This is a genomic window from Aliirhizobium wenxiniae, assembly GCF_019511445.1.
GTDB classification, from domain to species: Bacteria; Pseudomonadota; Alphaproteobacteria; order Rhizobiales; family Rhizobiaceae; genus Neorhizobium; species Neorhizobium wenxiniae_A.
Window position 1 is genome coordinate 222904 of record NZ_JAEUAN010000007.1, and the last position, 26444, is coordinate 249347.

A 26444-nucleotide genomic window follows, 5' to 3' on the forward strand; every position below is an offset into this window, starting at 1 on the left:
AAACACATGCGTGCCTCGATCAAGCTCAAGCTTGCTTCGGCCTTCGGCTTCATCATTCTGATGCTGATGGTCACCGCCGGTTACGGCATCTTCAGCCTCGGCAATCTCAACAACAGTCTGGAGCAGGTCATCCAGGGCCCGGCGACGCGCCTCAAGCTGACCCAGACGCTCAATGCCGAACAGCTGCAGCAGCTGCGCCAGCAGAAGAACCTGCTTCTGGCATCCAGTCAGGCCGATATGCGTCGCTATATCGAAAGCAATGATGCAGCGCGCAAAGCCTATGACGAGAGTTTCCAGTTGGTGCAGGCGCGCGCAACCGAGCAGGGCAAGGTCTATTGGAACAAGCTCGCAGACCTGACCACCGAGTTCCGCAGACAGGACGACCGCATCCGCGCACTCATGCTTGCCGGCGATACGGTTGGCGCCAACCAGGTTTCCAGCAACGAGGCACGCGCCGTCATCAACCAGATCGACCCGCTGCTGAACGAAGTCATCAAGCTCGAAGAGAGCCGTCTTCAGGCCGCCGATGAACAGGCCGACGTCGATTACGCGCAGACCCGGATGATCATGATCTCGGTCGCCAGCGCCGCCTTGCTGATCGCTACTCTCGCAGCCCTCTGGATCGCAATGAGCATCAACAAGGGCCTGCGCAACGCGGTCAGCGCCGTGCAGAATGTGGCCGAAGGTGACCTCACCCGTTTCGCGACGATTTCCAGCAAGGACGAGATCGGCGACCTGCTGACCTACGTCAACACGATGATCGAGCGCCTGCGCGGCGTGGTCGGCGATGCGCTGTCGGCTTCCGACAACGTATCTTCCGGCAGCCAGGAACTGTCGGCAAGCTCCGAACAGCTCTCCCAGGGCGCAACCGAACAGGCGTCGTCTGCCGAAGAGGCATCCGCCTCGATGGAAGAGATGGCCGCCAATATCAAGCAGAATGCCGATAACGCCGCCCAGACGGAAAAGATCGCCCGCCAATCCTCCAAGGATGCGGAGCTGTCCGGCCAGGCCGTCAACCGCGCCGTCGGTGCGATGCGCACGATTGCCGAAAAGATCTCGATCGTGCAGGAGATCGCCCGCCAGACAGACCTTCTGGCCCTCAACGCCGCCGTCGAAGCCGCTCGTGCCGGCGAGCACGGCAAGGGCTTTGCCGTCGTCGCTTCGGAAGTACGCAAGCTCGCCGAGCGCTCCCAGGCAGCGGCTGCGGAAATCAGCGCGCTTTCGGGTGATACCGTTCAGGTCGCAACCGAAGCCGGCGAAATGCTGAACCGCCTCGTGCCGGATATTCAGAAGACCGCCGAACTGGTCTCTGAAATTTCGGCCGCCTGCCGCGAACAGGATATCGGCGCGTCCCAGATCAACGAAGCCATCCAGCAGCTCGACAAGGTGACCCAGCAGAATGCCGGCGCATCGGAAGAGATGTCGGCAACTTCCGAGGAACTGGCTTCCCAGGCGGAAGAGCTGCAGGCATCGATCGCCTTCTTCCGGGTCGATCAGGCCGGTCAGAAAGTTGCAGCCAAGCGGTCTGCCGCCCCTGCTCCGCGCGCTGCGGCAAAGCCTGCCTACAGAGCCCCGGTCCAGTCTGGCCATTCGGTTCATGCGCAGCAGGCCAAGGCCAAGGGTTTCGCCCTCGACATGTCGATGGGCGGCCCGGACGCGGACGACCAGCATTTCCGCGAAAGCGCTTGATACAAATAGCTGGCCCGGGCTGCCTTGGTGGCCCGGGCCACCGCCGCCGTGTGTATGCGACGACGTAAGACCGGTTTTCCTTGAGGTTCCGGGGGCGAATGTCTTGCCCGAATACCTGTCCATCCGGCTTTCCCATATTTCGATGAAAGCCCGCGTCGCAATTCATGCATATCGGGGATACGATCTTGCGCCTTACGATTAAACTTAAGCTCGGCATTGCTTTCGGGCTGATGATCATTCTTTTGATGCTGACCGCCGGTTACGGCATCTACAGCCTGTCCAATCTCAACACGGCCATTTCCGACCTGATTTCCGGTCCGGCGAAGCGGCTTGAGCACTCCCAGAATATAAGCGCCATCCAGTTGCGCATAGTGCGCTCGCAGATGAACATGGCAACGGCGACGAGCCCTTCCGAGTTCGAGCGCCATTTGCAGGCCAGCAATTCCAACCGTCAGCGTTTCAGGGACGAAGTCAGGTGGCTCGTCTCGGCCTCCGCGACGGACGACGTGCGCCAGAACTGGCAGATGGTGGAGGATCTGGGTGAAAAGCTCTTCGTCATCGACGATCGGATCCGCGAACTGTCGAAAGCGGGCAACGGCGCCGAAGCCGTCCGCCTGGCAACCAATGAAGCTCGCACACTCGTCGACCAGATCGAGGAAAAGACGGTCGCACGCCTGGAAGTCATCCGCGGGCAGATGCAGCAGGCCGACATCGATACGAATACCCAGTACGAGCAGACGCGCAACATCGTTCTCGTCATAACCGCTGCAGCACTCATCATGGCAATCGCCGCGGCCTTGTGGATCGCACTTGGAATCAGCAGCGGTCTGCGCAAGATCATGGGCGTCGCGGAAGCCGTTTCGATCGGCGATCTCAATCAGGATGTCCAGATCAAGTCGAATGACGAAATCCGCGACCTGGTCAACACGATCAACGTGATGACCGCCAACCTGCGCAACACCGCCGACATCGCAGACCAGATTGCCAACGGCAACCTGACCGTCACACCGAAGCCGCTCTCCGACAAGGACACGCTCGGCATCGCTCTGGAAAGCATGGTCCAGCGCCTGCGCGGCGTCGTGGCAGATGCTCTTGCCGCCGCCGACAACGTCTCGTCGGGCAGCCAGGAACTGTCTTCCAGCTCCGAGCAACTGTCGCAGGGCGCGACCGAACAGGCATCGTCCGCAGAAGAAGCTTCCGCCTCGATGGAGCAGATGGCCGCCAATATCAAGCAGAATGCCGATAACGCCGCCCAGACGGAAAAGATCGCCCGCCAGTCTTCCAAGGATGCCGAAGCATCCGGCGAAGCGGTGGCGCGTGCCGTCGGCGCGATGCGCACGATTGCCGAGAAGATCTCGATCGTTCAGGAAATCGCCCGCCAGACCGACCTTCTCGCCTTGAACGCCGCCGTCGAGGCAGCGCGCGCCGGCGAACACGGCAAGGGCTTTGCGGTTGTCGCTTCGGAAGTGCGCAAGCTCGCCGAGCGCTCCCAGGCGGCTGCCGCCGAGATCAGCTCGCTCTCCGGCGAGACGGTGCAGACGGCTGCCGAGGCCGGCGACATGCTGAACAAGCTGGTGCCTGCGATCCACAAGACCGCCGAACTGGTTTCGGAAATCTCCGCCGCCTGCCGCGAACAGGATATCGGCGCCAGCCAAATCAACGAAGCGATCCAGCAGCTCGACAAGGTGACCCAGCAGAACGCCGGTTCGTCGGAAGAAATGTCTTCGACGTCTGAAGAACTCGCCGCTCAGGCCGAGGAACTGCAGGCATCGATCTCCTTCTTCAAGGTCGATCAGGCCAGCGCCCGCAACCGCGCGGCCCCTGCTGCCAAGGCACCGGCCTACAAGTCGGCCACGCAGGCTCCGCGGACGGGTGCAGCCACTTCTGCGAACGGTATCAAGTCACAGCAGGCCCGCGCCAAGGGTTTTGCCCTCGACATGTCGATGGGCGGCCCCGATAGCGACGACGCCGATTTCCGGGAAAGCGCTTAAGATCATGGCCGCATCATCCGAATCGCAGTTCGTAACTTTCAGCCTCGGCGAAGAGATCTTCGCCGTGCCTGTCGAGGTGGTGCGGGAAATCCTCGATCATGAGGATGCCTTCAAGATCCCGCACGGGCCGGACTATCTTCTCGGCCTGCGCGATGTGCGCGGACAGGGCGTGCCGATCATCGATCTTCGGATCCGGCTCGGCATGAGCCCGACCGCCCGGACGCCGCATACGCGCATGCTGGTTCTCGACGTGCCGATCGGCGACAAGGTTCTGGCGCTCGGCCTGGTTGCCGATCGCGTCTATGAAGTCGTGCCGTTCCGGGCCGAGCAGATCGAAGACGCGCCGGATATCGGCATTCGCTGGCGATCAGACTATATCGCCGGCGTGGTGCGCAAGGATGGCGGCTTCGTCGTCATCATCGATCTTGCTCGGCTGTTTTCCGATACCGGCCCGGCGCTTGCCGGCGTCGCGCCCTCATCTCAGGTCGCATAACGGGATTTGGTGTGAGCGTAGCATTAAAAACCCAGCCGCTGGACGACAGGCTCAGCAAGCGTAATTTCGAAGCACTGTCGAAATTCATCTACAGCTACAGCGGCATCAAAATGCCGCTGAGCAAATCCACCATGCTCGAAGGCAGGCTTCGCCGCCGGTTACGGGTAACGGGCATCGCCACTTTCGACGACTATTGCGACTATCTGTTCAATCAGGGTGGTATCGAACGCGAGGCCATCTACCTGATCGACGTGGTCACCACCAACAAGACCGACTTCTTCCGCGAGCCAAAACATTTCGATTACATGCGGGATGTGGCGCTCGCCGATATTCTGCGGCAGTTTTCCGAGCGACGTCTTCGCATCTGGAGTTCCGCCTGCTCGACCGGTGCGGAACCCTATACGCTCGCTATGGTGATGTCCGATTACCTGCAATCACAGGCGCCGGACCGGGACTATTTCATCCTGGCGACGGACCTTTCCACCGACGTGTTGCAGAAGGCGCAGAAGGGCATCTATTCATCCGACATGATGGCGCCCGTGCCGCCGGAGATGATGCGCCGCTATGTCATGCGGGCAACCAATGCACATCGGCAGGAAATGCGAGTTGCGCCTGCGCTGCGCCAGAAGGTGGGCTTTGCGCGGATGAACCTGATGGATGCGAAATATCCGATCGGCGATCCGATGCACATCATCTTCTGCCGCAATGTGCTGATCTATTTCGACAAGCAGACCCAGAGCCAGGTTCTGACCCGGCTTTGCAACAATCTTGCCCCCGGCGGCTATCTGTTCATCGGCCACTCGGAAACCGTCACCGGCTTCGATCTGCCGATCCGGCAGGTCGCCAACACAATCTTCAAGCGGATATAACCAAACATGGGCGGCAAAATTCGTGTCCTGATCGTCGACGATTCGGCGAGCGTGCGGCAGACGCTCTCGACGCTTTTGTCGGAAGACCCGGATATCGAGATCATGGGGGTTGCCAACGACCCGTTCATGGCTGCCAAGAAACTGCGCGACGAGATACCCGACGTCATCACGCTTGATGTCGAGATGCCGCAGATGGACGGCATCACCTTCCTGCGCAAGCTGATGTCGCAGCATCCGATCCCGGTCGTGATGTGCTCGTCGCTCACCGAAACCGGTTCGGAAACGCTGATGCAGGCGCTTGAGGCCGGCGCCGTCGATATCATCCTCAAACCGAGGATCGGGGCTGCCGACCATCTGGCCGAACATGCCGAACAGATCCGCCAGACGGTGAAGGGGGCGGCGCGCGCCAGCGTTTCCAAGCTGCGGGCAAGCCGGCTCAGGGAACGGCCGGTTCAAGGCAAGCTGACGGCCGATGCCGTACTGCCGCCGCCGAAGATCGGCGCGATGGCGAAAACCACGGAAATGGTCGTCTGCGTCGGCGCCTCGACCGGCGGCACCGAAGCCCTGCGTGAACTTCTGGAAGCGCTGCCAGCCAATTCGCCGGGCATGGTCATCGTCCAGCATATGCCGGAAAAATTCACTGCAGCCTTTGCCAAGCGGCTGAACAGTCTCTGCGAAGTCGAGGTGAAGGAAGCCGTCAACGGCGATCCCGTCCTGCGCGGCCATGTTCTGATCGCGCCGGGCGACAAGCATATGCTGCTCGAGCGCCGCGGCGCACGCTATGAGGTTTCCGTCAGGGAAGGCCCGCTGGTCAGCCGGCACCGGCCTTCGGTCGACGTCCTGTTCCGCTCCGCCGCGCGCTCCGCCGGCGCAAACGCCATGGGCGTGATCATGACCGGCATGGGCGACGATGGCGCCCGCGGCATGAACGAAATGCACCAGGCAGGCGCATTCACGGTGGCGCAGGACGAGGCAAGCTCGGTCGTGTTCGGCATGCCGAAGGAAGCCATCGCCCATGGCGGCGTCGACCGCATCGTGCCACTCGACCAGATCGCCCGGGAGATACTGGCGGCGGACAGAAGGCGGTAAGAGCCCGACGCGGTCCAGCTTACTCTTCGAAAATATCCTCGATCCTGCGTTCCAGCACCCGGGCAATGGCAAATGCCAGCGGCAGGCTTGGATCGTAACGCTCGTTTTCGATCGCGTTGACCGTCTGCCGCGATACGGAAAGCCGGGCCGCAAGCTCGCTTTGCGACCAGCCTTTCTCGATACGAAGCGCCTTCAACCTGTTCTTCATCGAAACCGCCGGGCGCTGATCAGGCCACCGACCATCCAGAGCACCGCCATCAGCGGCCAGACGAAAAACATCGAAAGTTTCGGGTATCCGACATTTTCAAGAAACCCGTAGCTGAAGGTCGCAAGCGCAGTGCCGGCAAAGGCCAATGACAGTGCTTCGAGCTGGATCCGGTGCTGAAGCTCATCCGATGATCTCACCTGCCGCATGACCGACAGCGCTACCGCCGCCCCCGGCAACATGGGCGTCAACGCCACAAGCGTTTTCCAGCCACCCTCGATCGCTCCGAGATTGAGTGCCCATACCGATCCGACCAGCACGACCATATAGGCGGCCATGCTCACGCTGAATTCGACAATGAAACGACGTCTGTTCATATCTTGCTCCTGTAAAGCACCCTTTACATAGCGAGGCGATCGAAATGTCAAGCTTGCTTTACATTTAGAGCGAAAAGGCCTGCGAGATTATGCCTGTCGTGCGCTAATTGCAGTCATTCGGTTTTTGAACGAGTATCGAAGAAAAATCGCACCTTGAGGGAAGTATGATCTGCTTCGAAGATCGCATTCGGGAACTCACCGTCCCCTTCAAGGGGATTTATCCACGGCCTTGGATGACGGACACTGACCCTACGCAGGCTGACATTCTGATCGTGGGTGCTAGTTCGGCTAAAACTTTCCATGTTGCGGACGTGGGCCGCCACGATCAGTTCATAGACGCATTGTGGAACCGTAACGGCCTGAGCTGCCGAGCGATGTACAGTGCTGCGACAACAAAACCTTCGCCTACACGGCCAAACTTGGACCGCCTGTCGCGAATGCTAACCGATAAGGGGCTGGCATCGTTGCAGACCAACGTTACATGTGCCAGTGCTCGCTATGATGCGGAAGTCTCGAAGAAGGACCGTGCGCACGGGACGCGGGTTTTTATGGCCGTGGTCACCCATGTCCCTTGGACCGCTATGATCATCTACGGAGCCGGCGCAACGGATCGATTTGGAAAAGCGTTTGGCTTAGCCATGCCAAAGGTGCCTTCACCAGACAGCGCTCCAGTATCGCGGTTGGTCTACGATCGGCCAGTGTTCGTGTCACCGACGCTGGCGTCTCCCGGCTACCGCACATCCGTATGGCCATATCTCGAGCGAGTGGTAATGGCGATCGATGGTCTGCGATAGCATGTCGTTTGCGGTTTAATGGCTGCCTCGGGCCAACAGCGCTCCTCCAACAAAACCACACCGCAATCTTCACCCCAGATTAACCATATCCACCAACAATAGGCCCCGCGCATCATGAGGGTGCGGCCAGAGCCATTATCGGCTCGCAGCCGAACAGGTTCCCTTAAGAATGCCCGTCATCACTTTCGCCAATACCAAGGGCGGCGCCGGCAAGACGACTGCGGTGCTTTTGCTCGCCACCGAGCTTGCGCAGGTCGGCTACCGCGTCACCGTGCTCGATGCCGATCCGCAGCGCTGGATCTCGCGCTGGCACCAGCTTTCGCCCGGCCTGCCGCGCCTCAATGTGATTTCCTATGTGACGCAGGCATCGATCGAGCGGCATATCGCCGACAACCGCTACACGACGGATTATTTCATCGTCGATCTTCCGGGTGCGCAGAGCCCGCTTCTGGCCAAGGCGATCGGTCTTTCCGACCACGTGCTGATCCCGATCCAGGGCTGCGCCATGGATGCCCAGGGCGGTGCGAACGTGCTGGAACTGCTGCGCTTCCTCGATGACAAGGCAGGCATCAAGGTTCCGCATTCGGTCGTTCTGACCCGCGTCAACTCGATGGTCACGACCCGCGCGCTTCTGGCTGTCAAAATGCTGCTGCTTGAACGCGGCGTCGAAGTGCTCGGCACGCCGATCATCGAACGCGCCGCCTTCCGCGATATTTTCGATCTCGGCGGCACGCTGCACACGATGGACGATAGCCGGATCAGCAATCTCGACAAGGCCCGCCAGAACGCCCGCAATTTCGCGCTCGAAATGCTGCGGCACGTGCCGCTCAGGGGCACGAAGCCGATTTCGGAACAGACGACCGCCCGCCGTTTCTGGCAGGCGGCCTGAGAGCTTTTAAGCTTTTACCTTGATCTGCAGCTTGACGTCGGACGCATGTCCGGCGGCAGCCCGCTCAAAGGCGGCAATCGACTGGTTGAAATCGAACGTGCCGGTGATCAGAGGCTTGAGGTTGACCTTGCCCGAAGCGATCAGTTCCAGCGCCCGGTCAAAGATGTTGGCATAACGGAAGACGGTCTCGATGCGCACTTCCTTGGAGATCGCGCTCGCCACGTCGAACGGCACCGGTTCTACCGGCAGGCCAACCAGAACGAATGCGCCGCCCGGCCGCACGAGATCGAACATGCCCTGATAGGCTTTCGGGCTGCCGCTTGCCTCGAACACGACATCGACGCCCCAACCGGACGTTTCCTTGGCGATCACATCGGCAAAGGACTGTTCGCGGATATTGACCGGGATGATGCCCGGATATTGTGCGGCGATCTTCAGCTTGTCGGCGCTCAGATCCGAAATGAAGACACGGGCGCAGCCGCCGGCAAGAGCCGCCAGCGCCACCATGATGCCGATCGGCCCGGCGCCGATGACGGCCGCCACATCACCCGGCTGCAGTCTGGCGCGGGTCGCCGCCTGCATGCCGATCGCGAACGGCTCGACCATTGCGCCTTCTTCGAAAGACACATTGTCGGGCAGCTTGTAGGTGAAAGCGGCCGGATGAACGGTATAGGGCGCCAGCACGCCGTGGATCGGCGGCGTCGCCCAGAAACGCACGTCGGGATCGACATTGTAGAGGCCGAGTTTCGATGCCCGCGAGGACAGGTTCGGAATGCCCGGCTCCATGCAGACCCGATCGCCTACCTTGAGGTTCTTCACCTCCGAGCCGATCTCGACCACCGTTCCGGCTGCCTCGTGGCCCAGCACCATCGGCTCGCGCAGAACATAGGGGCCGATCGCGCCGTGAGTGTAATAATGCACGTCGCTGCCGCAGACGCCGACGGTGTCGATCTCGATCTTCACGTCACCTGGCCCAACCTCCAGCGGAAGATCGATCTCCCTCAGCGCCAGTTTGCCTTTTTGCTCCAGTACAAGAGCTTGCATTTCGTCTTCCTTCCCTATTGTCCGGAACCGCCCGAACGCCGTTTGGCAGATCAGGTCACGGGGTGTTCATTCCAGCCTCGACATTCATACCCGCGCAGATGCCGTTGCGCGACTGCGCTTGATTGATAAATGAGAAATATTTCAGGGCGCAAACTTTTGCTCATTCCCTTGTGCCGGACGAAAAAACGCATCTCGCCTGACAGCCGTCATCTTTATAGAAGTCGACGGTAGCAGGCGGCGGACCAATCCCTATATTCAACCCGGCGCAAGCCGCTTTTATGGCGCGATGAGCAAGGACCGATTTCGATGACCGATAAATCCCCCGCCGACAATTTCCCCGCAGGTTACGAACCCTCCAAGGTCTGGACCTGGGAAAAGGGCAATGGCGGCCAGTTTGCCAATATCAACCGGCCGATCGCCGGCCCGACGCAGGAAAAAGAACTGCCGATCGGAAAACATCCGCTGCAGCTCTATTCGCTCGGCACGCCGAACGGCGTGAAGGTGACGATCCTGCTCGAAGAGCTTCTCGCGGCCGGGCATTCCGGCGCCGAATACGATGCCTGGCTGATCAAGATCGGTGACGGCGACCAGTTCGGCTCGGGCTTCGTTGGTATCAACCCGAATTCAAAAATCCCGGCAATGCTGGACCATGCGCCGAAGGATGGCGGAAAACCGATCCGCCTGTTCGAATCGGCTTCGATCATGACCTATCTGGCGGAAAAATTCGGTGCCTTCCTGCCGACGGATGCCCGCACGCGGGCGGAAACGCTGAACTGGCTGTTCTGGCAGATGGGCTCGGCGCCCTTCGTCGGCGGCGGTTTCGGTCATTTTTATGCCTATGCGCCGATCAAGATCAAATATGCGATCGACCGCTATGCAATGGAAACCAAGCGCCAGCTCGACGTGCTCGACCGGCATCTGGCCGAAAACCAGTTCATGGCGGGTAAGGAATACACGATCGCCGACATGGCGATCTGGCCATGGTACGGCAATCTGGCGCTCGGCCAGGCCTATGGCGATGCCGGTGACTTCCTCGACGTTCAGAGCTATAGGAACCTGCAGCGCTGGACGGCGGAAGTTTTTGCCCGGCCGGCGGTGAAGCGTGGGCGCATGGTCAACCGCATGTCGGGCGATCCCTCCGAGCAGCTGCACGAGCGTCACGACGCCTCCGATTTCGACACCAAGACGGCCGACAAGGTCGCAAAAACTTAAAGGGACCAAGACATGGCAAACCTGCCCGAAATGACCAAACACCGCGGTTTTCCGGGCGGCCTGCCGGGAACTGGAACCCAGTTCACCATCCGTCGCGCCAATCCAAAGGGGGTTACGCCGCTGAAGGCGATCCCCCGCAAGGCGCGGCCGGGCACCAAGGAACACCGCGTCGATGCGGCCTTCCTGCATGCACTCTGGTTCTATTTCGGCGATCAGCCTTTCGAGCGCGGCAATCTCGATGCCGCGCGGCTCTGCCTGCTCTTCGGTCGCGAAGTGATGCCAGCCGACAAGGATTTCGATCCGCTGTCCTACGAATCGCTGCTCGTCATCAACGAAAAGGTCGCCCGCCAGAATTTTCCGGAATCTTTTGACGAGATTTTCGAGGTTTAAGGCAATTTCGGACGCAATCGGCTTCGGCTTTTGCTGAATGAGCTGGCCTGGACCGCTGACAAAGCTGTTTTCGACCACAAGAGCCATGATCGCCCTCATCCCTGTGCTTGTCACAGGGATCCAGCAGCGTCGCGTCTGCGACGCGAGAGACTCCTTTCACGCGAAAGACTTCGCGTGGCTGGATTCCTGTGACAAGCACAGGAATGAGGGAGGGTCTCATTGCCGACGATCTCCAAAGCAACCCTCACCATTGCTGAACGCAAGCTTTGTCAGCAATCTACCCAGTCGTTCCCAAGCCTTCCCTCTCAGACCAGCCCCCTCAAGCCGGCCATGCCGCCTGCAGGCTGCGGGTGCGCGCCATCCAGACGGCGCCTTCCTTGGCGTGATGGAAACCGTTAGCAAGCGGGGCTGCGGCATAAAGCTGGCGCAGCTTCGCAACACCCGCATCCGCATCCACCGTTTCATCGAGCACCGCGCGGTGCAGCTTTGCGACTTCCACCATGTCGCAATCCTGCGGCGACAGACGGAATGAGCGCACGCCTGCCTTGACCAGATGATCCAGTTCGCCGAGCAGCGACTGGCAGGCATGCGAGACCGTCTGCACGCCGTTCAGCGCCAGAAAAGACTGGCGGTCGAGCGTGCGCACCGGCAACCCATCCGGGTCCTCACCGCAGACGAACTGGCAATTGTCCTTGATCTTGCCCTTGGAGCGGGCATGGGCGCAGCGTGCGGAAATAGCGAGCGGCATGCGGCCGAAGGCGAAAACCTCGAAATCGATATCCGGGAATTCGGCGGCGATTTCCTTCACCGACGAGAAAGGCAGTTCCGGCGGCAGACAGATGCGTTTTGCCCCGCGGCCGGCGAGCAGCCTTGCGGTCGGCGCGTTATAGACATTGACCAGCGGCCCGATCGTGTGCGGCTTGTCCTTCAGGATCGCCAACGCCGAAAGATCATTGGCCTCCATCAGGTGCTCGCTTACCTCGGCCATTTCACGGATCTGTTTGCTCTCGCGGTTTAGTGTCACCAGCGCCAGCGTCGACAGGATCACCGTCTTGCCGGCACTTTCCAGACGTTCCACCACTTCGGCCAGATGCGGCTCGATGAAATGCTGGCGTTTCGAACAGACGGTCTCGCCGATCACCACCCGGTCCACCGGCGCTTCATCGGCAATACGGAAATGGAAATCGCGCCACTTTTCCGCATTCCAGAGATAATAGACCGGCCCGAGCGTCAGGCTGGTTTTCTTCATATCGGTCATCACGCTTATCTCCAGCGTTTCTCGTAGGCGCCGGACGTCGTCTTCTGTCCTTCGCTCATGGTCCGCAGGCGCGCCAGAAGCGGCGCGCGGCGATCCGGCGCGCTGTTCAGCGCCGCCTTCATGGTCGACACGACTTCGGCCACATAGGCCTTGCCGCGCTGCCGGCCTTCGATCTTCAGCGCCTTTACGCCGGCAGCTTTGAGCGCTTCCAGTTCACCCATCACATCCAGCGAAACCGGATCCTCGAAGGCATAACCATTGCTGTCGGCAATATCGAACCGGCCCTTGCAGAGCGTCGGGTAACCGGCCGCCTCGCCTGCCGGAAAGCGGTTGATGGTGAACTCGCCGAGTTCGGACACCAGTTCGCCGCCATCCTTGCGGTAGCGCACGTGGCTTGCCGGCGAACAGACGCCGTTCATGTTGGGCGACTTACCCGTTGCGTAGGAAGAGAGCGAACAGCGGCCTTCCGCCATGACGCAGAGCCCGCCGAAAACGAAGACTTCCATTTCGCAACGGATATTCTTGCCGATCCTTGCAATGTCGGCGATCGTCAAGGTGCGCGGCAGCACGACGCGCTGGGCGTTGAAGGCATCGACGAGGAAATTGATCGCGTCGGGATTGGAGGCGGAAGCCTGAACCGAGACATGCAGACGCTGCTGCGGATACTTTTCCGCCACATGCGCCATGAGGCCGAAATCGGCCAAGATAAGCGCATCGGCGCCAAGCGCCACCGCGTCGGCCGCCCCCTTGTACCAGATCTCCTCTGCGCCTGCGCGCATAAAGGTATTGAGCGCGACGAAGGTCTGCGTGCCTTTTCGCTTGGCGTAGGCGATCGCCTCCCGCAGTTCTTCGCGGGAAAAATTCAGGCCGGGAAAATTGCGGGCATTGGTTTCATCGCGAAAACCGCAATAGACGGCATCGGCACCGGCATCGACGGCCTCGTGAAAGGCTGCCGGCGTGCCTGCGGGGCAGATCAGTTCCATGCTGTGGCTTCTCCTGCGGTCCTCATCTGATCCTTCAGCGCACGGTCACGGATCTCACCGATCACCCGCCTCGCAACGGGTGCGAGCGGACCGGCAAGCTTTGCCAGATCCTTCTGCAGATCGATATTGCTGGCATCGAGCGCATTGCGCATGGCCAGCATCGCCTCCATGTCGCCGGTCACCGAAAGATCGCGAGAAAAGAACAGCGCGTCGGCATCGCAGCGCCCTTCCATTAGCGCAAGAAGCAGGAAAAGCGGTGCTTCCGTGACCGCATCCGCTTCGATGTCCACCGGCTTGCGCAGCACAGAGATTTCCTCTCTGCCCGGCACGACGACGAAGGCGAGCGGAAGATCGGTCGGCAGGAAGGCGAAGCGCTTTTCCCTATGTTCGTCCAGCCGTTCGAAAAGCCCGGGATGCGCCTTGGCAATGCGGCCGAACATTAGCCGGCAGATCCGCTCGATCAACGGGATCGGGATCATATGGAGTGGCGCGGAAAGAATAGGCGGTATCAGCATGGGCGGACGACATTTTTCGTTTCAGGGTTTCACGGACCGTAAATCCCCCTCCCGCAAAACCACTTGAGCTATGACAAGGACGTTTCGAAAATCTCTCTGCACAGAAAGGCATGACCCAAGAAACCGCCTCTGCCCGAGCCTTGACCCCAGCCCTTCGGCGTTATGACGACCTGCAGCATTTTGCCCGGGAACTGGAAAATCGTGGCCTCATGAAGCGGATTTTCCGGCCGGTCAGCCTAGTGCACGAGGTGACGGAAATCCATCGCCGTGTGCTTGCCGACGGCGGTCCGGCGCTGTGGTTCGAAAAACCGGTCGATGCGGATGGAAATGTCGTCTCGATACCGCTTCTCGCCAATCTATTCGGCACGCGTGAGCGGATCGAACTCGGTTTCGGGTTGGAGCCGGGCAGGATCGGTGACCTGGCAAAGCTTCTCGGAGAGTTGCGCGAGCCAAAACCGCCGGCCTCGCTGAAAGACGCGGTCGGCAAGCTGCCGATGCTGCGCTCGGCGCTTTCGCTCGGCGTGCGTCGCCAGACCAGCTGGGCACGCAGCCAGGAGCAGCTTCTGATCGGCGACGACATCGACCTCGGCAAGCTGCCGATCCAGTGTTGCTGGCCGGGAGAACCCGCCCCGCTCGTCACCTGGCCGCTCGTCGTCACCCGCGGCTTCGAGGACGAGAACGACGTCAATCTCGGCGTATACCGGATGCAGAAGCTCGGCCGCGACCGGCTGATCATGCGCTGGCTGGCGCATCGCGGCGGTGCCGGCCACCACCGGCAGTGGCAGAAAGCGGGACAGGACATGCCGGTGGCCATCGCCATCGGGGCCGACCCGCAGACCATCCTTTCCGCTGTCATGCCGCTGCCCGAAGGGATGAGCGAGCTTTCCTTCGCCGGCGTACTTCGCCGTCGCCGCAGCCGTGTCGTCAAGGCGAAAACCCAGCCGCTCTATATTCCGGCCAACGCCGAAATCATCATCGAAGGCACGGTCTCGGCATCCGAGATGGCAGACGAAGGCCCTTACGGCGACCACACCGGCTATTACAATGCCGTCGATCGTTTTCCTGTGATGCAGGTGACCGCGATCACCATGCGCAAGAAGCCCGTCTATCTGTCCACCTATACCGGCCGGCCGCCGGATGAACCGTCCGTCATGGGCGAGGCGATGAACGAGCTTTTCATCCCGCTGGTGAAAAAGCAGTTCCCGGAAATCGTCGACCTGTGGCTGCCGCCGGAAGCCTGTTCCTACCGCGCCATCGTCGTGTCGATCGACAAGCGCTATCCCGGCCAGGCGCGGCGGATCATGCTCGGCCTCTGGTCGATGCTGCCGCAGTTCAGCTACACGAAGCTGATCATCGCGGTCGATCCCGACGTCAATGTCCGCCACTGGCCGGACGTCATCTGGGCGCTGTCCACCCGGTTCGACGCCTCGCGCGACATGGTCGTGCTCGACAATACGCCGATCGACTATCTCGACTTCGCTTCGCCGAAACACGGGCTGGGCGGCAAGCTCGGGCTGGACGCGACCGACAAGATCGGCGCTGAGACCGACCGCGAATGGGGCAAGGTCCTTGCCATGACACCCGAGGTCAAGGAACGCGTCTCCGCCATGTGGGACGAACTCGGCCTTGGTCCGGTCGGGGGCGCATCTTGAAGCGGGTCGTGCTAGGCGTCGCCGGTGCCTCCGGAGCGGCCATTGCGATGAGGATAGGCGAACTGCTATGCAGCCTGCCGGATGTGGAACTGCATCTCGTTGTCTCAGAGGCCGGAAAACGCACGCTCGCGTACGAACTCGGCCCGGATGCCCTCACCGATCTCATCGCACTCGCTCCGAAAAATTATCCGGCTAATGATATCGGCGCAACAATCGCCAGCGGTTCCTTCAAGACTGCAGGCATGATCGTCGCCCCCTGCTCCATGCGCTCTCTGGCGGCGATCGCCACCGGCCTGTCCGACAACCTTCTCACCCGCGCCGCGGACGTGCATCTGAAGGAGCGCCGCAAACTGGTCCTGCTTGCCCGCGAAACGCCGTTGCATATCGGCCATCTGCGCAACATGGTTGCGGTCACCGAAATGGGCGCCACGATCCTGCCGCCGGTGCCCGCCTTCTACCGGCAGCCGAAAACGATCGCAGACATCGTCGATCACATCGCCGCCCGCGCCGTCGACCAGCTCGATCTCGGACAGGCCCCGCTTGCCGTCGAATGGGATGGCAATGCCTGAGGCGAACGCACCGGCCAAGCCGCCATTCGATTATTTCCGCATCGCCTTTTTCCTTGCCGCGCTCACCGCCATCCGGGCAATAGTCTCCCCTATCGAGATATGGGACGGCGATTTTTCCCATCACGCCAATGAAATGATCTTCGGCTTCATGCTGGTGCAGCTGCTCGGTTTCATGCTGAAGGCTCTGCCGCGATGGGTCGGCCGGCCGATCCTTGCGCCGCACTTGATCCGGCTGATCCTTATTGCGCAAGCGCTGGCCTTTCTGCTCGGCCTTCATGACCTCGCTCTCGGCGCACAACTGCGCTCGATCGTCGGCCTTTCGGCCATCGCGGCCTTTTCCGTCACCGCGATCCGGGCGCGCGCAACCCAGGCATATCCGCTGCTCGGGCTTGCCGCAGCCCATACCGGCACCGGCATCGTTGCCGCCCTTGATCTATGGTCGGGCGCCACGATGCTCGGCTTCTGCCTGATCCTTGCGATCTGTTTTGAAGTCGGCAACCGCATTTTCCCGATGGTCATCGATTCGGGCCGCACCCGCGATGGCCGGCCATCGCGACCGCTTCCAACCGCATGGCTTTCCCTCACCCAGCGGATCACCAGCCTGCTGACGCTTCTGCTCTGGGCGTTCGATCTGCCCTATGGGACCGTTGCCGCACTCGCCGGCATCAGCGGTCTCCTCTGGCTGATCCGGATCGCCCCCTGGCACGCCTTCCATTATGGCGGCGTGAGCTTCATGACCTTCGCAATGGTGGCGAAACGTATCGGTTTTCTGCTTCTTGCCATCCAGGCGTTGCCGGGAAGCCCGATACCGCTTGCAGTTCCGCAACATGTTCTGGCGATCGGCGGGCTCGCCTCGCTTGCCGTCGCCATCGCGACCTCGATGGTGCGCAAGCGCAACGGCCAGTCCTTCCAGCGCTCGCTTCTCGGGACCGCCACCTACTTCTGCCTTGCCTGCGCACTCGCTCAGCGCATCGGCTACGCGTTCCATCCCGAATATGGGCTGAGCCAGCTTCACACAGCCCAGGCCTTCTGGCTCGCCGGGTTCGCCGGTTATGCCGTCCTGGTTCTGCGCCGGCGCAACACAGCCAATTGCGCGCGATGAGTTCAGGCCCGATACTGCCCACGCAATCGCGAGCATCCATCACTGTCGAGGCCAGGAATGCCGACATTGCTGTTATGGAAAGGCCATCGTTTTGTCTTTTATTCGAAAGAGACCGGAGAACCGCCGCATATTCACGTGCTCAAGGATGGCAAGCAGCTGAAAGTCTGGCTGCGTGAATGCAACGTCGCACGCAATGCGGGCTTCGCGCCGCATGAGGTGAATGCTATTCTGAAGGTCACTGCCGACCACAGGGATGAATTCGAGGAGGCGTGGCATGGCTATTTTGGAGATTGACGACCGGTATCTGCAGATTTCCGCAGTTGAGATAAACGACGAGACATTCGTCTTCCTGATGGCGGACGGACGCCGCATCGAAGCGCCGCTCTGGTGGTATCCCCGCCTCGACGCCGCCTCCCCCGAGCAGCGCAACAACTGGGCCATCCTTCCTTTTGGCGATGCGGTCGGCTGGGAAGAGATCGATGAATATATCAGTGCCGAGGCTTTGCTCATCGGCGGCGCGGCACCGGGTGCTGTGCCTCCTGCCGAAGCTGCGGAGTAGCCGATGACCTCGATCCTGCAGATGGCAAAACTGCCCGATCCGTTCGACTGGCTGAAACCCGGCTGGCTGCGGCGCTGGACAGACCGGCAAAGGGCGCGGGATGCCATCCTCCACAATTCCCGCAAGCCGAAGCTGACGCCGGAGGAAGCGCGCCGCGATCATCGGGAGATGCTGCGCTTTCTGGCCGTCAATGCGCTTCTGGGCATTGTCATCGGCATCGGTGTCGGCATTGCCCTGATCGCGCTCGATATCGGCGGCCTGCGCGGACTGATCCTGCGGGCGGCTAATCCTGTTCTGCCGCTTTTTCTGGTTCTCGTGCCCTTCGCCTCCCTGTTCGGCGGCGCGACGGCGGCATCGGCCATCCTGATGCTTCCCTATGAAAGCAAGTACCGCGAAGAGGAAGAAGAAACCTCCGAAGACGATCCGTCGTCCCGATAACCTATTCGGTCTTGCTTGCATTCGGCAGAAAAGATGGGTTCGGGCGCGCAAATCAGCTATCGGTCGCTGGTCACCGATATCAGGCCCGCATGGAAACCTCGCTCTACCTTCCCGTCAAACAGTTCCTCGAAGCCGCCGGCTATTCGGTCAAGGGCGAGATCGGCGGCTGCGACATGCTTGGCCTGAGCGACGGCGACCCGACCGTGATGGTCGTCTGCGAGCTAAAACTCAGCTTCAACCTGGAACTGATCCTGCAGGCGGTCGACCGGGCAAGTGCTGCCGACGAGGTGTGGATCGCCGCCCGTGTCTCGGCAAAAGGCAGGGGCCGGGAGGCCGACAAACGTTACCGCGATCTCTGCCGCCGGCTCGGCATCGGCATGCTCGGTGTTTCCGATCAGGGAGAGGTCAGCATCCTCGTCAGCTCCGTCTCGCCGATGCCGCGCACCAATCCGAAACGGCGCACCAAGCTCATCAAGGAACACCGCAAGCGCCAGGGCGACCCCGCACTTGGCGGCTCCACCAAAATCCCGATCATGACAGCCTACCGGCAGCAGGCGCTGGCCTGCGCCTGCGCACTTGTCGACGGGCCGCTTAGACCGCGCGACCTCAAGGCGATCACGCCCAAGGCGGGCGCGATGCTGCGCGACAATTATTACGGCTGGTTCGAAAAGATCGACAAGGGCGTTTATGGCCTCAGCGAGGATGGGGCGAAGGCGGTCCGGCAGTGGGAAATCAACGCGGTCTCAGCGGTCAAAACTTAGTGAGTGGACCAAACAGAAAGCTCGGCGTGGTTCTATCCCCTCACCAACAAAATCTAAGACTTAGCTTTGCTAAGATCTCGATTTTGTAACCTCTCCCACAAGGGGAGAGGTAGGCGCCGAGAGCGCGGCAGCGTTATCTCTCCCCTTGTGGGAGAGAAAGCAATTTCGAAATCTTAGCCAAAGGCTAAGTTTCAGAAATTGCAAGTGAGGGGGTAAGGACTGGGGACGACATTGCCCCTCTCCTGAAAAATCCAGCACTTATCCCTGCGGGCTAAGATGCTGATTTTTCTTCCTCTCGCGCAGGGGGATAGGAAGACACCGCGCTAAATCTCATCCCCTTTCATCCCCGCCCTCCAATCTCATGCCTACAATCTTCCCGTCCCGTCACGGATACACCGGCAGTCGTGCCGGCGAGGCGGGATCGGTTCCGGTGATGGAGGGAGGACGTAAATCTTCATCACCGGGGTCCGCGGAAAATGGTCTCCCTCCGGCGACACGGGAGAAGCGGATGAGGTTTTCGGATCGACCTCCCGCTTCTGATGCCCGAACGGCGCGTCGGATGTGCCTGTGCGGCACACATGGTGGCCTCAAGGATGGTTTCGCCGGGCTTAGAACAAGTCCGTCCGTGAAAGCGGAAAGGCCGGCGGTAAAGGATCATCCGGCAAGGCCAAGGCAGAGGGACCGGAGTCGCGGATAAAAACGGCCGAACGGGGCGCTGAGAGGTGTCACATAAAAACTTAAACTAAGAGGCAGCTTTCAGCGCCCCGTCCGAGTTCTATATTGATCACCACGGCGTTTAAAAACGCGCGTGAACGAAACCGCATGTTCAGGAGGAAACCGGTGTCGGACAACAGCTCGAAGCCCCATCAGCAGGCCAATAGAGACGATTGGGAAAAGCTTGCGGAAAAGGAACTGAAGGCATCGCCCGAGACGCTGACATGGCACACGGCGGAAGGCATCGACATCAAGCCGCTCTATACGGCGGACGATCTTGAAGGCATCGACCACCTCGACACGATGCCGGGCATCAAACCTTTCGTGCGCGGGCCCCGTGCCACCATGTATGCCGGCCGGCCCTGGACGATCCGCCAATATGCCGGTTTTTCCACCGCCGAGGCCTCCAACGCCTTTTATCGCCGCAATCTCGCCGCCGGCCAGAAAGGCCTTTCCGTCGCCTTCGACCTTGCCACCCATCGCGGTTACGATTCGGACCATCCGCGCGTCGAAGGTGATGTCGGAAAGGCCGGCGTGGCGATCGATTCGGTCGAGGACATGAAGATCCTGTTCGACGGCATTCCGCTGAAAGACATGTCGGTGTCGATGACGATGAACGGCGCGGTCATCCCGATCCTTGCCTCCTTCATCGTTGCCGGCGAGGAACAGGGCTGTTCGAAGGCGGAACTTTCCGGGACGATCCAGAACGATATCCTGAAGGAGTTCATGGTCCGCAACACCTATATCTACCCGCCGGAACCCTCGATGCGGATCGTTGCCGACATCATCGAATATACGGCCAAGGAAATGCCGCGCTTCAACTCCATCTCGATCTCCGGCTATCACATGCAGGAGGCGGGTGCGACGCTTGTGCAGGAGCTGGCCTTCACGCTGGCCGACGGGCGCGAATACGTGCGGGCGGCGCTTGCCAAGGGGCTGAATGTCGACGATTTCGCCGGGCGCCTGTCGTTCTTCTTTGCTATCGGCATGAATTTCTTCATGGAAGCAGCAAAGCTCAGAGCCGCCCGCCTTTTATGGTCACGGATCATGGAAGAATTCGAGCCGAAAAAGGCGTCATCGCTGATGCTTCGAACCCATTGCCAGACATCCGGCGTCTCGCTGCAGGAACAGGACCCTTATAACAACGTCATCCGTACGGCTTACGAGGCGCTGTCGGCCGTTCTCGGCGGCACCCAGTCGCTGCATACCAACGCGCTGGACGAGGCGATGGCGCTGCCGACCGATTTTTCCGCCCGCATTGCGCGTAACACGCAGCTGATCCTGCAGCACGAGACGGGCGTGACCAAGGTGGTCGATCCGCTGGCCGGGTCCTATTATGTCGAAAGCCTGACCAATGAGTTGGCAGAAAAAGCCTGGGACCTGATCGAGGAAGTCGAAAAACTCGGCGGCATGACCAAGGCGGTTGCCGATGGTCTGCCGAAGCGGCTGATCGAGGAGGCGGCAACGCTCCGCCAGGCGAAGGTCGATCGGGGGCAGGAGATCATCGTCGGCGTCAACAAGTTCCGGCTGGAAAACGAGGACGATATCGACATTCTGGCGATCGACAATTCGGCCGTGCGCAAATCGCAGATCGATCGGCTGGAAAAAGTGCGCCGCCAGCGCGATCCGAAACGCGTCGAACAAACACTGGCCGCCCTTTCCGAAGTGGCCAAAACCGGCACCGGCAATCTGCTGGAGGCCGCGGTCGAAGCGGCGCGGTCGCGTGCTACGGTCGGCGAGATTTCCGATGCGATGCGACAATCCTTCGGTGACCATGCCGCCGTGCCGGAAGTGGTGGGCGACATCTACGGTCCGGCCTATAGCGACGACCCGGAATACAAGACAATCGTAAGCCGGCTATCGGAATACGGAAAATCCACTGGCAAACCGAAGATCCTCGTCGCCAAGCTCGGTCAGGACGGGCATGACCGCGGCGCCAAGGTGATTGCCTCGGCCTTCGGCGATATCGGCTTCACGGTTCTGGCCGGTCCGCTGTTCCAGACGCCGGAAGAGGCAGCCGATCTGGCGGTGAAGGAAAAGGTGCAGGTCGTCGGCATGTCGTCGCTTGCCGCCGGTCACCGCACACTCGCACCGCAACTGGTCGAAGCACTGAAGGCCAAGGGTGCGGAAAACATCATCGTTGTGGTCGGCGGGGTCATCCCGCGGCAGGATTACGACTATCTGCTGGAAAATGGCGTCGCCGCCGTCTTCGGACCGGGAACCAACGTCCTCGATGCCGCGAACTCGATCATCGACCTGCTGGAAGGCAAAAGGAGAAACGCGGTCGCCTGACGGTCAGGGCCTGGAAAAGCTCTTGCGGAACACCAGCTGCGGGATAACCCGCTCGCAAGCACGCGGCTCGTCGGGCTTCTGCTGCCGCCTGTCGAGCAGCATCACGGCGCGGGCCGCGATCGCTGCCGGATCCTGCCGAAAGGTGGTGAGTCCGTAACTCAGCCAAGCCGCTTCCGGCACGTCGTCGAAACCGATCAGCGCAACATCGTCCGGCACCGAAAGGGAAAACTCCTGGCGGATCACGTCCATCGCGCCGAATGCCAGAAGATCGTTGGCGCAGAAGATCGCGTCGGGCCGCTCGCCTTGCGAAAACAACGTGCGAGCCGCAACGATGCCGCCGTCATAATCGGAATCGCGGCCATGGGCGATCCTTACCTCACATCCGGCAGCGTGAGCCGCAGCGACAAAAGCGTTTTCACGTTCAGCGATGCTGGGCGTGGCAGAATGAGAGCCGATGACGGCGAGCCGGCGGCGACCGGCACTGATGAAAACCTCCGCCGCCTCACGCGACGCCTCGGCATTGCCGGCCAGAACACGGTCGGCATCCGGCTCTGCCCTGCCGATCACGACAAGCGGCTGGCCGTTGCGTTGGGCGAGTTCGAAAAAACTTTCGGGCGGCGAGCCGGACAGAATGACGGTTGCCTCGGCGCGGTGGCCGATCAGCATTTTCTGGGCCGCCAGCAATTCCTCTTCGGTCTCGCCGGTATTGATGAGAACGGGAATGGAGCCGCGGCGAATGAGCGCCTTGGTCAGCGCCGCCGTCAGATGGGCGCGAAAACCGATCTCCGGCTTGGTCGCCACCACGCCGACCAGTCGGCTCTGGTTCAAAAGCACGCCGCGGGCAAGATCGTTGACGTGATACCCGAGTTCTTCGGCGGCCTTCAGCACCTTTTCGCGGGTGGCCGGCGCGACGCTTGCGCCTTCGGTGAAGGTTCGCGAGACGGCGGAGCGGGAAACTCCCGCCAGCTTTGCCACCTGTTCGGCGCTGACAAAGCGCATTTTTCTGTCGTCTCTCATGCTACTTTTCACGCCCAATTGCTGCACAGCCGTGCAGATCGCGTGAAATGTCTTATGCAGCGACGTTTACAGTGACATGACAGTTGCCCGTGTAAAAATGCCGATTGAAAGTTTCAACCGGTCGCCAGAACATCCTTCAGCGCCACGCCCTGCTTCGGCTGAAGGTCCAGATCAGCCTCGATGTGATCGATATGGTGCAGCATGAGATCGGCGGCACGTTTGGCGTCGCCGCGTTCGATCAGGTCGAGAATGGCAAAGTGTTCGCTATGGCCGCAGCTCGACACACCGGAACGGCCGTAGAGCGCGATGACCAGCGAGGAGCGTGCAACAAGCTCGTCCATGAACCGCTGCAGAATGGCATTGCCGGCCACTGAGGCAAGCATCAGGTGGAAATCACCGGATGCCTTGATCTCCGCCCGCCTTGCTGCCGGACCGCGCTCGTTGATGTGGCGCTCTTCCTCGATCAACTGCTCGCGAAAACGGGCGATATCGTCCGGCGTGATGCGTTCGGAGGCCGCCGCAACGATGCCCGGCTCGATCAGGCGGCGGGACGCAAAAATCTGCCGCGCCTCTTCCGGTGTGGGGTGGGAGACGAAAGCGCCGCGATTACGCTCCGTCTTCACCAGCCCTTCGAAGGTCAGCATCTGCAGGGCGGCACGGGCAACCGTGCGGCTGACGTCGAAAAGCGCACCGACTTCCGCCTCCGAAAGCTTCGTCCCCGGTGCCAGACGCCGATCTATAATGGCGTTGCGCAGGGTTTCGCGGATCGCCATCGAACGGTCTTCGGTTACGGGGTCAGGGGGAGTTGAAGTGTTTTCGAGCAAAGTCATGGGTTTTCGTCCGGCATGCCCTGTTCTAACGCGTGACAGGGTCTTCTGCCTAGTACGATGTTTAGCAATTCGACTTTCAGATTGCATACAATTTGGACAGCCGATCGAAAACGATCGCTGTAATTTTGCGCAACCGCAAAAGCGGAAAATGGCCTCTGCTCGAAAAATCCTTGATCTTCAACGATGAATTGAACTGGCACGGCTCCTGCATCACCGAAATAATCGCAGGAGAATGCCTATGAGCAAAGCCGCTGAAATAGACATCGTATCCGTCTCCAAGATCTATGGCAGCACGACCGCTGTCCACGAGATCAGCCTGAAGATACCGGCCGGCACCTATTGCTGCCTCCTTGGCCCTTCCGGCTGCGGCAAGACTTCCACGCTCAGAATGATCGCCGGCCACGAATCGATTTCCACCGGGGATATCCGCCTCGGTAATGCGGTCGTCACCGATTTGCCGCCGGCCAAACGCGGCACGGCGATGATGTTCCAGTCCTATGCGCTGTTTCCGCATCTCGATCTCGTCGACAATGTCGCCTTCTCGCTCAAGATGAAGGGCGTCGAAAAGGACGAACGCCGCGCCAAGGCGATGGACATGCTGCGGCTGATGCAGCTTGAAGCCTATGCGACACGCCGTCCGGCCCAGCTTTCCGGCGGCCAGCAGCAGCGCGTGGCACTGGCCCGCGCCCTGATTACCGATCCGGAAGCACTTTTGCTCGACGAGCCGCTTTCGGCGCTCGACCCCTTCCTCAAGATCCGCATGCGGGCTGAGCTGAAGAAACTGCAGACCTCGCTCGGCATCACATTCGTACATGTGACGCACAGCCAGGAAGAAGCGATGGCGCTCGCCGATATCATCGTCATCATGAATGACGGGCGCATTGAACAGGCCGCCCATCCGCGCACCGTTTTCGAACGGCCGGCCACCGCCTTCGTCGCCAAGTTCATGGGCGACCATAACGTGATTTCCGGCCGGGTGACGAAAAGCGAAGGCGACGAGCTGATGATCTCGGTACCGGCCGGCGGCGATTTTCTCGCCATCGGCGCCGATGCTGCCGGGCTGACCGACACGGCCGACATCGCCGTGCGCACCGACCATGTGCGCGTTGCGCCGGCAACGGAGACGGGGCTGGGCTTCACCGGGTCGGTCTCCAATGTCGAATATCGCGGTTCGTCGGTGAAGCTCACCGTCAATGGCGCGGGCGTCGAGGATTTTACCGCGATCCTCAGCGACAAGGACTTTTTCGCCAACCCGGTGAAGGTGGGCGACGCCATTCCGCTCAGTTGGGAGCGTCAGGACGCGCTCGTGCTGGGGCGGCTGAAGCAATGAAAATACAAAAATAAAACCTCAAGAGGAGAACTGACATGACCGAGACGACGAAAACGGCAAAGGGAATTTCCCGCCGCTCGCTTTTGAAGACGGCATCGGCTGCCGCCGGCCTTGCCGCCGGTTCCGGTGCGATTACCGGTTTCCCGACCATCTGGGCGCAGAACCCGATCACGCTTCGCCAGTTCGGCACCGGCGTTTCGAACCTCAATGCGATTGCCGAGAAGTGCAAGGCCGATCTCGGCATCACGCTGGAAATGACGGCGACCGATTCGGATGCCGCCGCCCAGCGCGCCGTCACCCAGCCGAAGTCCTATGACATCGCCGATATCGAATACTGGATCCTGAAGAAGGTCTATGCGGCCGGTGTGATCCAGCCGATGGATGTGAAGAAGCTGAAATATTACGACAAGGTCGTACCGCTGTTCAAGAACGGCAAGCTGAAGCCCGACAGCGTGATCGCGCAAGGTACGGCACCGCACACGGTCGGTTTTGTCGAGAAGGCGGGCGACAAGACGTTTGCCAAGGAAGAGACCCAGTGGTTCACGATGATGCCGACGATCTACAATGCCGATACGCTCGGCATTCGTCCGGATCTCGTCGGCCGCGAGATCACCACTTGGGCCGATATCATGGACCCGAAATTCAAGGGCAAGACCTCGATCCTCAACATCCCGTCGATCGGCATCATGGATGCTGCAATGATCATGGAAGCGATGGGCAACCTGAAATATGCCGACAAGGGCAACATGACCAAGGAAGAGATCGACAAGACGATCGACTTCCTGATCAAGGCCAAGCAGGACGGCCAGTTCCGCGCTTTCTGGAAGAGCTTCGATGAATCGGTCAACCTCATGTCGTCCGGCGAAGTGGTCATCCAGTCGATGTGGTCGCCGGCGGTTGCCGCCGTGCGTTCCAAGGGCATCGCCTGCAAATACCAGCCGCTCAAGGAAGGTTACCGCTCGTGGGGCGGCGGCCTGGGTATCGCCGCGCATCTGACCGGCGCGCAGCTGGATGCTGCCTATGAATATATCAACTGGTACACGTCCGGCTGGGTCGGCGCCTATCTGAACCGCCAGGGCTATTATTCCGCCTGCATGGAAACCGCCAAGGACCACATGTCGGCCGACGAATGGGGCTACTGGATCGAGGGCAAGGCCGCAGCCGGCGATATCGTCGCACCTGACGGCAAGGTGATGGAAAAGGCAGGGGCAGTGCGCGACGGCGGTTCCTTCGAGGAACGCATGGGCCATGTCGCCTGCTGGAACTCCGTCATGGACGAAGACCGCTACATGGTTCGCCGCTGGAACGAGTTCATCGCGGCTTAAGGCATTCGCCAACCAGTCCCCTCCCCCTTGTGGGGAGGGTTAGGGCTGTCTCTTATA

At 60.7% G+C, this 26444-nt stretch carries 26 protein-coding genes; 18 read left to right on the top strand and 8 right to left on the bottom strand.

The genetic code is table 11. The features are described from left to right. Positions 1-6 precede the first annotated feature (6 nt). The 5 genes from JNB91_RS11490 to JNB91_RS11510 all read left to right on the top strand — a co-directional run bounded on the left by JNB91_RS11490 (position 7) and on the right by JNB91_RS11510 (position 6131). Positions 7-1689 carry a methyl-accepting chemotaxis protein gene (locus JNB91_RS11490; RefSeq protein ID WP_220325635.1) on the top strand — a complete coding sequence of 561 codons (1683 nt, stop codon included), beginning with the start codon at positions 7-9 and terminating at the stop codon, positions 1687-1689. A gap of 185 nt (positions 1690-1874) precedes the next feature. Continuing rightward, entirely contained in the window at positions 1875-3680 is a 1806-nt protein-coding gene (locus JNB91_RS11495) for a methyl-accepting chemotaxis protein (protein ID WP_220325636.1), read from the top strand. 4 nt (positions 3681-3684) lie between these two features. Beyond that, complete coding sequence (locus JNB91_RS11500) at positions 3685-4173, top strand: chemotaxis protein CheW (protein ID WP_220325637.1); 489 nt, start codon at positions 3685-3687, stop codon at positions 4171-4173. 11 nt (positions 4174-4184) lie between these two features. Beyond that, entirely contained in the window at positions 4185-5042 is an 858-nt protein-coding gene (locus JNB91_RS11505) for a CheR family methyltransferase (RefSeq protein ID WP_220325638.1), read from the top strand. 6 nt (positions 5043-5048) lie between these two features. After that, entirely contained in the window at positions 5049-6131 is a 1083-nt protein-coding gene (locus JNB91_RS11510; RefSeq protein WP_220325639.1) for a protein-glutamate methylesterase/protein-glutamine glutaminase, read from the top strand. A 19-nt stretch (positions 6132-6150) separates the two neighbouring features. On the opposite strand, the gene JNB91_RS11515 is transcribed toward JNB91_RS11510, so the two are convergent. Further along, positions 6151-6339 carry a helix-turn-helix transcriptional regulator gene (locus JNB91_RS11515; RefSeq protein ID WP_148146277.1) on the bottom strand — a complete coding sequence of 63 codons (189 nt, stop codon included), beginning with the start codon at positions 6337-6339 and terminating at the stop codon, positions 6151-6153. Beyond that, the gene (locus tag JNB91_RS11520; protein WP_220325640.1) at positions 6336-6713 is read right to left on the bottom strand and encodes a hypothetical protein; all 378 of its coding nucleotides are present in this window, start codon (positions 6711-6713) and stop codon (positions 6336-6338) included. Before JNB91_RS11520 ends, JNB91_RS11515 begins: the two co-directional genes overlap by 4 nt. A 963-nt stretch (positions 6714-7676) precedes the next feature. On the opposite strand from JNB91_RS11520, the gene JNB91_RS11525 reads away from it, so the two are divergent. After that, entirely contained in the window at positions 7677-8396 is a 720-nt protein-coding gene (locus JNB91_RS11525; RefSeq protein WP_220325641.1) for a ParA family protein, read from the top strand. Between the two features lie 6 nt (positions 8397-8402). Here the strand turns inward: JNB91_RS11525 and JNB91_RS11530 are convergent, their stop codons facing one another. Continuing rightward, positions 8403-9440 carry an NAD(P)-dependent alcohol dehydrogenase gene (locus tag JNB91_RS11530; RefSeq protein WP_220325642.1) on the bottom strand — a complete coding sequence of 346 codons (1038 nt, stop codon included), beginning with the start codon at positions 9438-9440 and terminating at the stop codon, positions 8403-8405. 306 nt (positions 9441-9746) lie between these two features. Here JNB91_RS11530 and yghU point away from each other — a divergent pair, with 306 nt between their 5' ends. Next, the gene (yghU, locus tag JNB91_RS11535) at positions 9747-10652 is read left to right on the top strand and encodes a glutathione-dependent disulfide-bond oxidoreductase (protein WP_220325643.1); all 906 of its coding nucleotides are present in this window, start codon (positions 9747-9749) and stop codon (positions 10650-10652) included. A gap of 12 nt (positions 10653-10664) precedes the next feature. Beyond that, positions 10665-11042 (top strand): hypothetical protein, encoded by a 378-nt coding sequence (locus JNB91_RS11540; protein ID WP_148148581.1) that lies wholly within the window; start codon positions 10665-10667, stop codon positions 11040-11042. Between the two features lie 319 nt (positions 11043-11361). Here JNB91_RS11540 and ubiV read toward each other — a convergent pair whose 3' ends face one another. From ubiV to ubiT, 3 genes are read right to left on the bottom strand one after another with little or no spacing between them, the layout of a single operon-like run. After that, positions 11362-12300, bottom strand: a complete 939-nt coding sequence (gene ubiV / locus JNB91_RS11545) for a ubiquinone anaerobic biosynthesis protein UbiV (RefSeq protein WP_223218141.1) — start codon at positions 12298-12300, stop codon at positions 11362-11364. Between the two features lie 5 nt (positions 12301-12305). Continuing rightward, a complete protein-coding gene (gene ubiU, locus JNB91_RS11550; protein ID WP_220325644.1) occupies positions 12306-13283 on the bottom strand; it encodes a ubiquinone anaerobic biosynthesis protein UbiU in 978 nt (325 codons plus the stop codon). Further along, the gene (gene ubiT / locus JNB91_RS11555) at positions 13274-13798 is read right to left on the bottom strand and encodes a ubiquinone anaerobic biosynthesis accessory factor UbiT (protein ID WP_220325645.1); all 525 of its coding nucleotides are present in this window, start codon (positions 13796-13798) and stop codon (positions 13274-13276) included. The genes ubiU and ubiT overlap by 10 nt, the downstream gene beginning before the upstream one ends. A 110-nt stretch (positions 13799-13908) precedes the next feature. Here ubiT and JNB91_RS11560 point away from each other — a divergent pair, with 110 nt between their 5' ends. The 8 genes from JNB91_RS11560 to scpA all read left to right on the top strand — a co-directional run bounded on the left by JNB91_RS11560 (position 13909) and on the right by scpA (position 21885). After that, complete coding sequence (locus tag JNB91_RS11560) at positions 13909-15450, top strand: UbiD family decarboxylase (RefSeq protein WP_220325646.1); 1542 nt, start codon at positions 13909-13911, stop codon at positions 15448-15450. Then, positions 15444-16019 (top strand): UbiX family flavin prenyltransferase, encoded by a 576-nt coding sequence (locus JNB91_RS11565; protein ID WP_346269307.1) that lies wholly within the window; start codon positions 15444-15446, stop codon positions 16017-16019. The genes JNB91_RS11560 and JNB91_RS11565 overlap by 7 nt, the downstream gene beginning before the upstream one ends. Then, positions 16012-17121 (top strand): NnrS family protein, encoded by a 1110-nt coding sequence (locus JNB91_RS11570; protein ID WP_220325648.1) that lies wholly within the window; start codon positions 16012-16014, stop codon positions 17119-17121. The genes JNB91_RS11565 and JNB91_RS11570 overlap by 8 nt, the downstream gene beginning before the upstream one ends. A gap of 57 nt (positions 17122-17178) precedes the next feature. Continuing rightward, positions 17179-17415, top strand: coding sequence for a DUF4160 domain-containing protein (locus JNB91_RS11575; protein WP_220325649.1), 237 nt, complete (start codon positions 17179-17181; stop codon positions 17413-17415). Continuing rightward, the gene (locus JNB91_RS11580; RefSeq protein WP_220325650.1) at positions 17396-17680 is read left to right on the top strand and encodes a DUF2442 domain-containing protein; all 285 of its coding nucleotides are present in this window, start codon (positions 17396-17398) and stop codon (positions 17678-17680) included. The genes JNB91_RS11575 and JNB91_RS11580 overlap by 20 nt, the downstream gene beginning before the upstream one ends. A 3-nt stretch (positions 17681-17683) precedes the next feature. Next, complete coding sequence (locus tag JNB91_RS11585; RefSeq protein ID WP_223218143.1) at positions 17684-18118, top strand: hypothetical protein; 435 nt, start codon at positions 17684-17686, stop codon at positions 18116-18118. Positions 18119-18207: 89 nt separating this feature from the next. Next, complete coding sequence (locus tag JNB91_RS11590) at positions 18208-18879, top strand: DUF2161 domain-containing phosphodiesterase (protein ID WP_220325651.1); 672 nt, start codon at positions 18208-18210, stop codon at positions 18877-18879. A gap of 840 nt (positions 18880-19719) precedes the next feature. After that, positions 19720-21885 (top strand): methylmalonyl-CoA mutase, encoded by a 2166-nt coding sequence (gene scpA, locus JNB91_RS11595; protein ID WP_346269305.1) that lies wholly within the window; start codon positions 19720-19722, stop codon positions 21883-21885. 3 nt (positions 21886-21888) lie between these two features. Here scpA and JNB91_RS11600 read toward each other — a convergent pair whose 3' ends face one another. Together JNB91_RS11600 and JNB91_RS11605 are read right to left on the bottom strand one after the other, a co-directional pair. Then, a complete protein-coding gene (locus JNB91_RS11600; protein WP_220325653.1) occupies positions 21889-22884 on the bottom strand; it encodes a LacI family DNA-binding transcriptional regulator in 996 nt (331 codons plus the stop codon). Between the two features lie 131 nt (positions 22885-23015). Beyond that, a complete protein-coding gene (locus JNB91_RS11605; protein WP_220325654.1) occupies positions 23016-23732 on the bottom strand; it encodes a GntR family transcriptional regulator in 717 nt (238 codons plus the stop codon). A gap of 238 nt (positions 23733-23970) precedes the next feature. Here JNB91_RS11605 and JNB91_RS11610 point away from each other — a divergent pair, with 238 nt between their 5' ends. Together JNB91_RS11610 and JNB91_RS11615 are read left to right on the top strand one after the other, a co-directional pair. Continuing rightward, positions 23971-25062, top strand: a complete 1092-nt coding sequence (locus JNB91_RS11610) for an ABC transporter ATP-binding protein (RefSeq protein ID WP_220325655.1) — start codon at positions 23971-23973, stop codon at positions 25060-25062. 35 nt (positions 25063-25097) lie between these two features. Beyond that, entirely contained in the window at positions 25098-26387 is a 1290-nt protein-coding gene (locus tag JNB91_RS11615) for an ABC transporter substrate-binding protein (protein WP_220325656.1), read from the top strand. Positions 26388-26444 lie beyond the last annotated feature (57 nt).

Bases quoted from the DNA above. Each gene is read 5' to 3' on its own strand.
- JNB91_RS11575 (WP_220325649.1), top strand. From the start codon at position 17,179: ATGCCGACATTGCTGTTATGGAAAGGCCATCGTTTTGTCTTTTATTCG.
- JNB91_RS11510 (WP_220325639.1), top strand. From the start codon at position 5,049: ATGGGCGGCAAAATTCGTGTCCTGATCGTCGACGATTCGGCGAGCGTG.
- JNB91_RS11500 (WP_220325637.1), top strand. From the start codon at position 3,685: ATGGCCGCATCATCCGAATCGCAGTTCGTAACTTTCAGCCTCGGCGAA.
- JNB91_RS11560 (WP_220325646.1), top strand. From the start codon at position 13,909: ATGACCCAAGAAACCGCCTCTGCCCGAGCCTTGACCCCAGCCCTTCGG.
- ubiT (WP_220325645.1), bottom strand. From the start codon at position 13,798: ATGCTGATACCGCCTATTCTTTCCGCGCCACTCCATATGATCCCGATC.
- JNB91_RS11585 (WP_223218143.1), top strand. From the start codon at position 17,684: ATGACCTCGATCCTGCAGATGGCAAAACTGCCCGATCCGTTCGACTGG.
- JNB91_RS11615 (WP_220325656.1), top strand. From the start codon at position 25,098: ATGACCGAGACGACGAAAACGGCAAAGGGAATTTCCCGCCGCTCGCTT.
- ubiV (WP_223218141.1), bottom strand. From the start codon at position 12,300: ATGACCGATATGAAGAAAACCAGCCTGACGCTCGGGCCGGTCTATTAT.
- JNB91_RS11540 (WP_148148581.1), top strand. From the start codon at position 10,665: ATGGCAAACCTGCCCGAAATGACCAAACACCGCGGTTTTCCGGGCGGC.
- JNB91_RS11570 (WP_220325648.1), top strand. From the start codon at position 16,012: ATGCCTGAGGCGAACGCACCGGCCAAGCCGCCATTCGATTATTTCCGC.
- JNB91_RS11590 (WP_220325651.1), top strand. From the start codon at position 18,208: ATGGAAACCTCGCTCTACCTTCCCGTCAAACAGTTCCTCGAAGCCGCC.
- JNB91_RS11490 (WP_220325635.1), top strand. From the start codon at position 7: ATGCGTGCCTCGATCAAGCTCAAGCTTGCTTCGGCCTTCGGCTTCATC.
- JNB91_RS11605 (WP_220325654.1), bottom strand. From the start codon at position 23,732: ATGACTTTGCTCGAAAACACTTCAACTCCCCCTGACCCCGTAACCGAA.
- JNB91_RS11530 (WP_220325642.1), bottom strand. From the start codon at position 9,440: ATGCAAGCTCTTGTACTGGAGCAAAAAGGCAAACTGGCGCTGAGGGAG.
- JNB91_RS11610 (WP_220325655.1), top strand. From the start codon at position 23,971: ATGAGCAAAGCCGCTGAAATAGACATCGTATCCGTCTCCAAGATCTAT.
- ubiU (WP_220325644.1), bottom strand. From the start codon at position 13,283: ATGGAACTGATCTGCCCCGCAGGCACGCCGGCAGCCTTTCACGAGGCC.
- JNB91_RS11525 (WP_220325641.1), top strand. From the start codon at position 7,677: ATGCCCGTCATCACTTTCGCCAATACCAAGGGCGGCGCCGGCAAGACG.
- JNB91_RS11520 (WP_220325640.1), bottom strand. From the start codon at position 6,713: ATGAACAGACGTCGTTTCATTGTCGAATTCAGCGTGAGCATGGCCGCC.
- JNB91_RS11515 (WP_148146277.1), bottom strand. From the start codon at position 6,339: ATGAAGAACAGGTTGAAGGCGCTTCGTATCGAGAAAGGCTGGTCGCAA.
- JNB91_RS11600 (WP_220325653.1), bottom strand. From the start codon at position 22,884: ATGCGCTTTGTCAGCGCCGAACAGGTGGCAAAGCTGGCGGGAGTTTCC.
- JNB91_RS11580 (WP_220325650.1), top strand. From the start codon at position 17,396: ATGGCTATTTTGGAGATTGACGACCGGTATCTGCAGATTTCCGCAGTT.
- yghU (WP_220325643.1), top strand. From the start codon at position 9,747: ATGACCGATAAATCCCCCGCCGACAATTTCCCCGCAGGTTACGAACCC.